Origin of the sequence: Vibrio sp. R-1 (assembly GCF_035615595.1) — a bacterium.
In the GTDB taxonomy this organism is placed as follows: domain Bacteria; phylum Pseudomonadota; class Gammaproteobacteria; order Enterobacterales; family Vibrionaceae; genus Vibrio; species Vibrio cholerae.
The window spans coordinates 19,682-28,755 of sequence record NZ_WPDC01000047.1; the positions used below are offsets into that span (position 1 = coordinate 19,682).

7 protein-coding genes are annotated in these 9,074 nt (G+C 43.6%); 5 read left to right on the forward strand and 2 right to left on the reverse strand.

Going from position 1 to position 9,074, the window contains the following annotated elements; translation table 11 throughout:
* Window positions 1–189: 189 nt before the first annotated feature.
* Window positions 190–2,325 carry a TonB-dependent hemoglobin/transferrin/lactoferrin family receptor gene (locus GOU96_RS11170; RefSeq protein ID WP_114967751.1) on the reverse strand — a complete coding sequence of 712 codons (2,136 nt, stop codon included), beginning with the start codon at window positions 2,323–2,325 and terminating at the stop codon, window positions 190–192.
* 232 nt (window positions 2,326–2,557) lie between these two features.
* On the opposite strand from GOU96_RS11170, the gene GOU96_RS11175 reads away from it, so the two are divergent.
* Complete coding sequence (locus tag GOU96_RS11175; RefSeq protein WP_267781834.1) at window positions 2,558–3,445, forward strand: LysR substrate-binding domain-containing protein; 888 nt, start codon at window positions 2,558–2,560, stop codon at window positions 3,443–3,445.
* Between the two features lie 49 nt (window positions 3,446–3,494).
* Here the strand turns inward: GOU96_RS11175 and GOU96_RS11180 are convergent, their stop codons facing one another.
* Window positions 3,495–6,176 carry a bifunctional acetate--CoA ligase family protein/GNAT family N-acetyltransferase gene (locus tag GOU96_RS11180; RefSeq protein WP_054251237.1) on the reverse strand — a complete coding sequence of 894 codons (2,682 nt, stop codon included), beginning with the start codon at window positions 6,174–6,176 and terminating at the stop codon, window positions 3,495–3,497.
* Window positions 6,177–6,394: 218 nt separating this feature from the next.
* On the opposite strand from GOU96_RS11180, the gene GOU96_RS11185 reads away from it, so the two are divergent.
* From GOU96_RS11185 to yciH, 4 genes are all read left to right on the forward strand, one after another.
* Window positions 6,395–6,970, forward strand: coding sequence for an SPOR domain-containing protein (locus GOU96_RS11185; protein ID WP_000717554.1), 576 nt, complete (start codon window positions 6,395–6,397; stop codon window positions 6,968–6,970).
* Between the two features lie 150 nt (window positions 6,971–7,120).
* Window positions 7,121–8,125 (forward strand): D-alanine--D-alanine ligase, encoded by a 1,005-nt coding sequence (locus GOU96_RS11190; RefSeq protein ID WP_000169447.1) that lies wholly within the window; start codon window positions 7,121–7,123, stop codon window positions 8,123–8,125.
* A gap of 171 nt (window positions 8,126–8,296) precedes the next feature.
* The gene (locus GOU96_RS11195) at window positions 8,297–8,680 is read left to right on the forward strand and encodes a DUF3319 domain-containing protein (protein WP_000257351.1); all 384 of its coding nucleotides are present in this window, start codon (window positions 8,297–8,299) and stop codon (window positions 8,678–8,680) included.
* 7 nt (window positions 8,681–8,687) lie between these two features.
* Window positions 8,688–8,999 (forward strand): stress response translation initiation inhibitor YciH, encoded by a 312-nt coding sequence (gene yciH, locus GOU96_RS11200; protein ID WP_000177186.1) that lies wholly within the window; start codon window positions 8,688–8,690, stop codon window positions 8,997–8,999.
* Window positions 9,000–9,074 lie beyond the last annotated feature (75 nt).

The window sequence follows — 9,074 nt, forward strand, 5'->3', positions numbered from 1 at the left end:
ACTCAGTAGAATCGCTTAGGAGGATAAGTGGAACTGGCATTGATCATTGCTTTTATCGTTGCTGCTGCAGTAATGGTGAAAAAAGAGATGGCAGAGAACAAATAATTCATTTCATCACCTTTTAAATTCCTTTTGAATGAAGTGTTCTTTAAGAAAAAAGCCAGCGTAAGCTGGCTTTTTGTCTTTGGATTAGAACTGGTAATCGAGAGAAATCCCCCAGTTACGTCCTGGTTGAGATTGGTAGTCAATATTGAACGCTTCGGTTCCTGTTTTTCCAGAAATATCCGAGTAGTGCCAGTACTTCTTATCAAATAAGTTAAACAGTCCAGCACGAACCGTGAGATCTTTTACTGGAACATAATACGCAGTAAGGTCAACTACGGTATAACCCGCTACATCGAGGTTGTTATCAAGTTGCCACTCATCTTTGCTGGCCACCATTTTCACATTGAGCGCTGAACCAAAGTTCACTTGATCATAACCTAGCCCCAACACACTGGTTAATGGCGCAACGGTATCAATCTCTTTACCCGTTGCTTTATCTTCACCGTGCGCATAAGCGACCGCTAGGCGAGCATAGCTACCATGAGGAAGAGGAGATACCGTATCCAGTAATAGAGTAGAACTGAGTTCTGCACCGTAAATACGAACTTCGTCGATATTGTATTTACTGATTACATCTTTGCCACCAGACTGACCAGTTTTAGTTTGTGTGATGAAGTCTTTGTAATCATTGATAAATACAGCAAATTCCATATTGCCATACGCATTATTTCCGCGAGTTCCCACTTCATACGAGATACTGCGTTCAGCTTTTAAATCAGGGTTAGCTTCAATAATCGCCCCTTGATTGTAGAAATAGTAAAGGTCATAAACCGTTGGAGCTTTAAATCCTTGACTGATCTGGCCAAACAGCGCGAGGTTCTCTTTTAAGTGGTAAACTGCACCCAACTTCCCGGTAAAGGCATTGTCTTTATTTGGTTGATATTGGGTAGTAAAACCTGCGTCTGTTTTTGGTGTAGCTTCAAACGAGTCATAACGTAAACCCGCGGTTAGGATTAGTTGCTCATCCATTAAATAGAGTTGATCTTGAGCAAATAAACCCCACTTTACGATATCTGCATCTGGTACACCTGTGCTACCTGTACGAGAGGTCCCTGTTCTATAAAAATGGTCGGTGTTTTCGAGACTGAATGCATTGTTAAGGAAACTACCACCGTATGTTACATCATGAGATACACCATCAATTTCAACTAACTTATTAAATTGGGCATCAAATTGCAGCGCTTTATCCGCTGAATCACGCTCACGCATACGTGCACCACTACTTGGTGTTGTATCGTAGTTCTTATTCAAAGAGCTAGAGTCTTGGTAACTTAGTGCTAGGTTGCTTTCGTCTGCGAGTAAAGCATTCATTAACCATTGATGTTCTAATGAGATACGAGTACGTTTATTCACGTCTTCATTAAAGTTATTGCTATAGACAAACCCTGGCATAATTGCATAGCCATTGTAATTGAGTTCATCTTCATCATAGTTTTTAGTGTAATGCTCTAGGGTTAACCCCAAACGATGGTTTTCATTTGCTTGGTACTGAGCTTTAGCAAGCACATTACCTAGATCCGTATCAGCAGGGTTAGTTGCACCGCGTTTAGGTCCTTCAATGTCAGCGCCTGAGCCGTGAGATTGAGTTTCGTGACCTTGTGCATAAGTGGCCATTACTAACGTCTCGAGTTTGCCTTCGCGCATTGCCCAAGTCAGAGTATTTTTGAACTGCTCGTCCACAGAAGTGTAGGTTGACTTAATACCAAAGCGATGGCCATCACCGTCACCCACTAACACGTCACTTGGGTTTTTGGTACGAAACTGAACTAAACCACCCAATGCATCCGAACCATATAGAGTCGAAGAGGGACCTTTATTCACTTCAATCGATTGTAAAGTATCTACCTCAATGGCATTACTGTATTTGCGTTGTTCTGAAGCACCTGGGTTATAACCGACTGGTTGCTGAACGCCGTCAATAACTGTCAATATCCGGCTATCTTCCATGCCGCGAATGTTGAAACCTGAAATACCAAAGCGACTACCAGATTTCACTTCTACACCAGGGGTGTATTTGAGTGCATCTTTAGCATTTGTGGCCAAACTTCTATCAATATCTTTAGCGCTGACGGTATCAATTGAAGCAGCAACATCTTGTTTATCCTGAGCTGAGCGTGTCGCTGTGACGACAACTTCATTGAATTGTGACTCTTGTTCAGCGTATGCTGAAGGCACGAGTGCTAGCATGATCGCGCTAGAGAGCAGAGACTTTTTATACATTTGAACTACCTGCAATTTCCATGTTGAGTAAAACGCAGGAATTCTAATAAATATTAATGATAATTGCTATCATTTGTGTTTAATTGTTTGCGTAATGTGAAAAGAACAGGACTTGAGTTTTCTAAATGAATTTTATAATCAAAGGGTTATATTATTTATAATGGCATTTATGATATCGTAAATCGTGACTGTTATCACAGTTGACGGTGTAAACTATCAATAGGAGAGAGCATTGTTAAGTCCAATCACTCTTGAAGCGCTTCATATTTTGGATGCAATTGAGCGTAGAGGCAGCTTCGCAGCCGCAGCCAATGAGCTTAATCGAGCACCGAGTTCATTGAGCTATCAAATCCAAAAGCTTGAACAGGATTTGGATTTGATGATCTTTGATCGCTCCGGTCATCGAGCCAATTTTACTGAAGCGGGCAAACTTATCTTAGAGCGGGGCAGGGCCATCTTGGCTGCGACCGAAAAATTGGTCAATGATGCTACGTTACTGGCAAATGGCTGGGAGCTCGATATCACGATTGCACTGGATGGTATTGTGCCCGCAGCAAATCTTTTTCCTATGGTTGAAGCTCTGGGTAACATCAGTAAAACGCGAGTGCGCATTCAAGATGAAATTTTGGCGGGTTGCTGGGAAGCCTTAGCGACGGGGCGTGCGGATTTGTTGATCTGCCCGCGCATCGAAGCCTTACCACAGGATGTGAAAGCAGAAACCATTGGCACGATGAAAATGATCTGGGTTGCCGCGCCGACACACTATGTGCATCGTCGTTCGGGGGAGTTTAATGAAGAGGCCAGAGAAAAGTATCGTGCTATTGCCATTGCCGATACGGCTCGTGAACAGCCAGCAATGAGTGTAAACATTCTACAGCGTCAACCTCGCTTAACGGTCAGTAATTTGGACGTAAAATGCAAAGCGTTAGTGGCGGGCTTAGGGATTGGTACTCTGCCAATGCAAGTGGCTCAACCTTATATTGATAAAGGTGAACTAAAAGCTATTCATGGCTCTGAAGATCTAGAGATGGATATCGTACTTGCCTGGCGACGTAACCAGATGGGTGAAGCCAAATCTTGGTGTATTCAATACCTGAAGAAGAATTGGCGCTGGGAGTAGATCAAAAAAAGTGACAGAGGATCTTTGAGATCTTCTGTCACTTTTATATTTAGCGTAATGGCAGAACCATGTCAGCAGTGCCATCCTCAAAATGAATATCGACGGCAAAGCCCATTTTTTGCGCTAGGGTTAACATGCCGCGATTGGTCGGCATGGTCATGCCCGACATTTGCTGCGTCCCTTTGGCTTTACAATAATCAATAATCTTACGCATCAATATCTTACCTAGCCCTTTTCCTTTCAAATCCGAGCGAATCAGGATGGCAAATTCCGCATCGGTATTCTCATGATTAATTAACGCTCGAGAAACCCCAATAATCTCAGAATCCTCACCTTCACCACTCACCGCGACAAACGCCATCTCTCGGTCAAAATCAATTTGAGTTAAGTTTGCTAAAGCTTCATGGTTAAACTCACCGACATCAGAGAAAAAGCGCTTATAGAGATCTTCCTTGGATACTTTCTTGATAAAGGCGGCATGTTTCGGTTCATCTTCAGGCAATATGGGGCGTACAGTAAGCCACTCTCCATCACGTGCTTGGCACCTTTCTTCCAACTCGGTGGGATAGGGTCGAATAGCAAGGCGGCTTTGGGCATCGCCAGTGAATTGGCGTAGCACCAAATTAGCATCAAGAATAGTAAACTGGCTGCCGTTGACAAGCAGGGGATGGATATCCAGCTCATGCACTTGTGGGCATTCAACAACCATTTGTGAAATACGGACTAAAAATTCAGATAATCCTTCAATATCAATAGGGACGGGGAGTTTTTGTAGCCGGATTTTACCGCTACGTATCGCTCGAACAATTAAGTAGCGCGCTAGCGTCATGTTGAGAGGGGGTAGCGCGGCAGCGGCATCGAGTGATTCATCCCACTCAGAACCGCCTTGTCCTAATAAAATTACTGGCCCAAAAGTCACATCGGTTTTGACTTTGATCCTAAGTTCTTCCCCGCCAGCCAGTTTTGCCATCCCTTGAACTAATAAACCGTGAATATTCGCTGAAGGGTAGGAGAGTTGAGTTCTATCCAGAATCGCTTGCGCGGCATTGGCCACTTCTATCCGGTTACGCAAGTTAAGCATAACACCTTGCACATCGGATTTATGCGCAATGTCAGGGGAGCGTAACTTCACCGCCACAGGGTAGCCAATAGTCTCGGCTATATGCACCGCTTCTGTACTGTCAGAAGCAATCCATGTTGGCAATACATTGAAATTAAAGCATTTAAGCAACGTGCCAATTTGATGAGTATCGAGATTGACCTGATCATGTTCACCTAAGTGTTCATGTATCCATGACTTTGCAGTTTGCATCTCTGAAGCATGTACCACTTCTGTTGTGGTCGGGGTTTCCATCAAATGCTTCTGGTTACGTCGGTACTCGACTAAGTGCATGAATGCCGTCACCGCACTTTCGGGCGTACGGTAAGTCGGTATCCCAGCCTGATTGAAAAGAGTACGTGCGGGTTTGGCCGATAATTCACCAGACCAGTTGGTCAAAATATTAAATCTTTTGGCACGCGGATGCTTTTGCACTGCTTCAACCAGTGCTTGAGCGGTTTGTTCTGAATGCGCGATTGCAGAAGGGCTATGCATGATCAAAATCGCATCAATGTTCTCGCTTTCCAACAAAATGTTTAAGGTGGAGACATAGCGCTGATGATCAGCATCACCGACAATATCGACAGGATTACTGTGTGACCAACTTTGGGGAAGAGACTGATTAAGCTTTTCATAAATCTCATCTTCAAGCTGGGCAAGTTTACCGCCGCGCTCTAATAATGCATCAACAGCCATAATCGCCGGGCCACCACCATTCGTAATAATCGCAAGGCGTTCACCACGCAGTGGAACGGAATGGGTCAATGTCTCTACCGCCGCAAACAGCTCGTGAGTGTTATTGACTCGGAGCATGCCTGTACGGCGAATCGCAGAATCGTAAATGATGTCTAAAGTATCATCGCCACCGGTATGCATTTGTGCCGCTTTTCTTCCGGCTTTAGTACGACCACCTTTTAAGACGAGGATCCGTCGATTGCGAGACGCTGCGCGAGCGGCGGACATAAAACGTCGCGCATCACGAATCGTATCGACATACAGTAAGATCGCATCGGTATGTTTATCGGTACTGAGGGTATCGAGCAAGTCAGCAAAATCAATGTCACTTGCATTACCTAAAGAAATAAATGCTGAAAAACCAATACCTTTATCATTAGCCCAATCAAGGATAGTGGTACATACCGCCGCAGATTGTGACACAAAAGCAATATTGCCTTTTAAGGCTGAAACGGGAGAAAACGAGCCATTGAATTGCATCCAAGGCAAGATAAGCCCCAAACTATTAGGCCCCAAAATTCGCATATTCACAGATTTGGCTATCGTCATACACTGGGCTTGAATTTCTTCGCCTTGTGCATCCAAAGAGTACATATCGGAAGATAAAACAATCACTTGTTTGACGCCTTTCTCGGCTAACTGTTTAAATAAGCTGACATTGCGCGAGGCGTGAGTACAAAGAATCGCAATATCAGGCACAATCGGGAGGTCGGAAATCGTTTTGTAAGCCAATACACCACAAACGGCAGGATAATAGGGCGTGACAGGCATAATGGCACCATCAAAACCACCTTGAAGTAAGTTTTTCATCACAATGTTACCCGCACGGAAAGACCGAACGGATGCCCCAATCACAGCGACAGATTTGGGTCTAAGCAGTTGATTCAAGTGGTCCATACCCTGCCTACCTAATGGAATGTCTGTTTATATGGTAACCAATTCTTGTGAGCTCTGTTGGGCGAGAACAGCCCTCTGTGATCGAGTTTACAGTTCCCTTTGGTTAGTTTGTGCCATAAATCACAGGATAGATGCATATAATGACTCGGTAAGCTTGATTCTCTTGGTTGCAATGTGCATGATTTAAAGCACTTTGTACCTAAGGCATGACTATATCTATGAAAAAAATCGCAGTTATCGGGCTATCAGCACTTCTTGCAGCTTGCGCATCCGGTGAATACACCACAGACGTGAAGACAGAAAGTCATCGCGAAGAATATTCAGTTGCCGCTGTTGAGCAGCCTGTCATTTCCGAATATGGTGTGGCAGACGGCATTTCTGAGCAGAACGTTGAACAAAACGTTGTAAAAATGACGCCGGACAGCGAGAAAAAAGTAGTCAAGATGAGTCCACAGGCTAAACCTGCCGTCTCCATTACTCCGCCTAGCGCCAAACAAGTCGCAATGAATCCTCGTTATGGTTTTACCATTCAAGTGGTTGCTGTGGGTGCGCAAAGTAAAGTGGACCAATTCGCATCTAAACTCCCTAGAAATGGCCAACCTATTTGGGAAAACTACAAACTGGTCAATGGTACAAAATGGTATACCGTACTTTACGGAGATTATGCGACTCGCCAAGAGGCCGCTGCTGCTATTTCAAGCCTTCCAGTTGAGTTGCGAGAAATGAAGCCTTTCGTGAAAAGCATTGATTCGATCAAAAACTCGGAATTCCCGACGCTTAATAAGCTCAACTAATACTTCTTTAAAGGGGCGTAGGCCCCTTTATTGTTTGTTCTGTGAGCAGTTGAATAAGGTTTTCGTGAGAAACGATAACATTGACTGAAACTTCACATTGAATGAACTATCATAGCCATCAATTACTACTTCGGTGTCACGGAAAGATTAATGACTAAGACAACAATCCTACTTTTGTGCGGTGGCGGCTCATCTGAGCACGAAATTTCTCTCGTATCAGCCAACTACATCCAACAACAGCTTGAACTGACTCCAGAGTTTCACGTGATTCGAGTCGAGATGAAAAAAGAGGGATGGTTTTCCGAACAAGGAGCCCTCGTATACCTCGATACAAATAGCGCAACATTAAATAGCGATAAGGCTTCCTACCCAATAGATTTTGTTGTTCCTTGCATCCATGGTTTCCCGGGAGAAACTGGGGATATTCAATCCATGTTAGAACTGGCAGGCATTCCTTATCTAGGCTGTGGGCCAGAAGCCAGTGCAAACAGTTTTAACAAAATCACGTCCAAACTGTGGTATGACGCATTAGGTATTCCTAACACTCCGTATTTATTTTTAACCCAAAATACACCAAGCTCGATTGAAAAAGCCAAGCAAGCTTTTGGTCATTGGGGAAGTATCTTTGTCAAAGCTGCTCGTCAGGGTTCTTCAGTCGGATGCTACAAAGTAACCACAGAAGATCAGATTGCCCCAGCCATTGAGGCTGCTTTTGGTTTCTCAGAGCAAGTTCTTGTCGAGCAAGCCGTTAAACCTAGAGAGTTAGAGGTTTCTGCTTATGAGATGAACGGAAAACTCTATATCTCAAAGCCGGGAGAAGTGATTGCACCAGAAGGTACATTCTATTCATATGAAGAAAAGTACAGTGCGAATAGCCACGCCAGAACCGTCTTAGAAGCTGAAAATCTAACCGAGAAACACAAAGAATTAATTCAAACATATGCTGAACGTGTATTCATCCATATGAATCTTCGTCATTTATCTCGGATCGACTTTTTCTTGACTCAAGAGGGACAAATTTACCTCAATGAGGTCAATACATTTCCAGGAATGACACCGATTTCCATGTTTCCGAAAATGCTAGAGCACAATGGACATCGATTTAGTGAGTTCCTCGCACAATGTGTCACCAACACATTAGTAAATGCGAAATAGGGCATTAGGGTCTGGGTGACGTTGTCACTCAGATCCGCCGATTTAGTTGGAAAAGGTCGTAACAGACATGAGATAACTCTATGTAAGCTAAAGAATTAGCGACAATATACTTGATAACCTGAGATATAGAATTATTATTTAGGTACCTAGGGATAAAAAAGCAGAGTATCTATGGCTGTTGCAATCTATCGAGGTTTCAATCTCCAATCGGCTGCCAATTCAACTGAAATATGGCAAGTCAGGATAAAAAACCACGTATTGACGGGTAATTTGGCTGCGGTAAAGAAGAGCATTGACTGGTTTTGCGATACTGCATCGATTATTGATCCAAAAGAATTTGAGTCGATCGGCCAAAAACGTGAAGTTTCGGCTGGAGCTCAAGAGCAATTCAATGGCTTCACTATCAAAAACGATACCGGTGAAGCTAACGAGTGGTATTGCTTTTTTAATGGCCGTTTGATTAAAGGTTCCAAAATCGCCATTCAAAAACATATCGAAGCTTACCTCGTTGCAAGACAACGAGCGATGCAACAACAAGCGCAACAAAAAAGATAGTAAAAGTATGACATTGGTGTATTCAACCGAAGTCGGGCGCATTAAGCCTGAGCATGAAAAAATAGAGCGTCCAAAAGGCGATGGTATTGTCCGCATTTTCCGTGAAACTAAAGGCCGTAAAGGAAAAGGTGTCACTATTGTAAAAGGTTTAGACCTTGACGATGCCGCTCTAAAGCTGCTTGCCGCTGAACTCAAGAAAAAATGTGGATGTGGTGGAGCTGTAAAAGATGGCGATATTGAAATTCAAGGAGATGTTAGAGATCAACTCAAAACATTGCTTGAATCGAAAGGACACAAAGTCAAATTAGCAGGTGGTTAAGTCGTATTTTACTCCTCGTGTAACCCCAAACTGCCAATAACTCCACCTTAGTGTGGAGTTCTTTTTTAGCGAAGT

What these genes read in the sequence shown, in the direction of transcription:
- yciH (WP_000177186.1), top strand. Translation starts at nt 8,688, where the DNA reads ATGACATTGGTGTATTCAACCGAAGTCGGGCGCATTAAGCCTGAGCAT.
- GOU96_RS11185 (WP_000717554.1), top strand. Translation starts at nt 6,395, where the DNA reads ATGAAAAAAATCGCAGTTATCGGGCTATCAGCACTTCTTGCAGCTTGC.
- GOU96_RS11190 (WP_000169447.1), top strand. Translation starts at nt 7,121, where the DNA reads ATGACTAAGACAACAATCCTACTTTTGTGCGGTGGCGGCTCATCTGAG.
- GOU96_RS11170 (WP_114967751.1), bottom strand. Translation starts at nt 2,325, where the DNA reads ATGTATAAAAAGTCTCTGCTCTCTAGCGCGATCATGCTAGCACTCGTG.
- GOU96_RS11180 (WP_054251237.1), bottom strand. Translation starts at nt 6,176, where the DNA reads ATGGACCACTTGAATCAACTGCTTAGACCCAAATCTGTCGCTGTGATT.
- GOU96_RS11195 (WP_000257351.1), top strand. Translation starts at nt 8,297, where the DNA reads ATGGCTGTTGCAATCTATCGAGGTTTCAATCTCCAATCGGCTGCCAAT.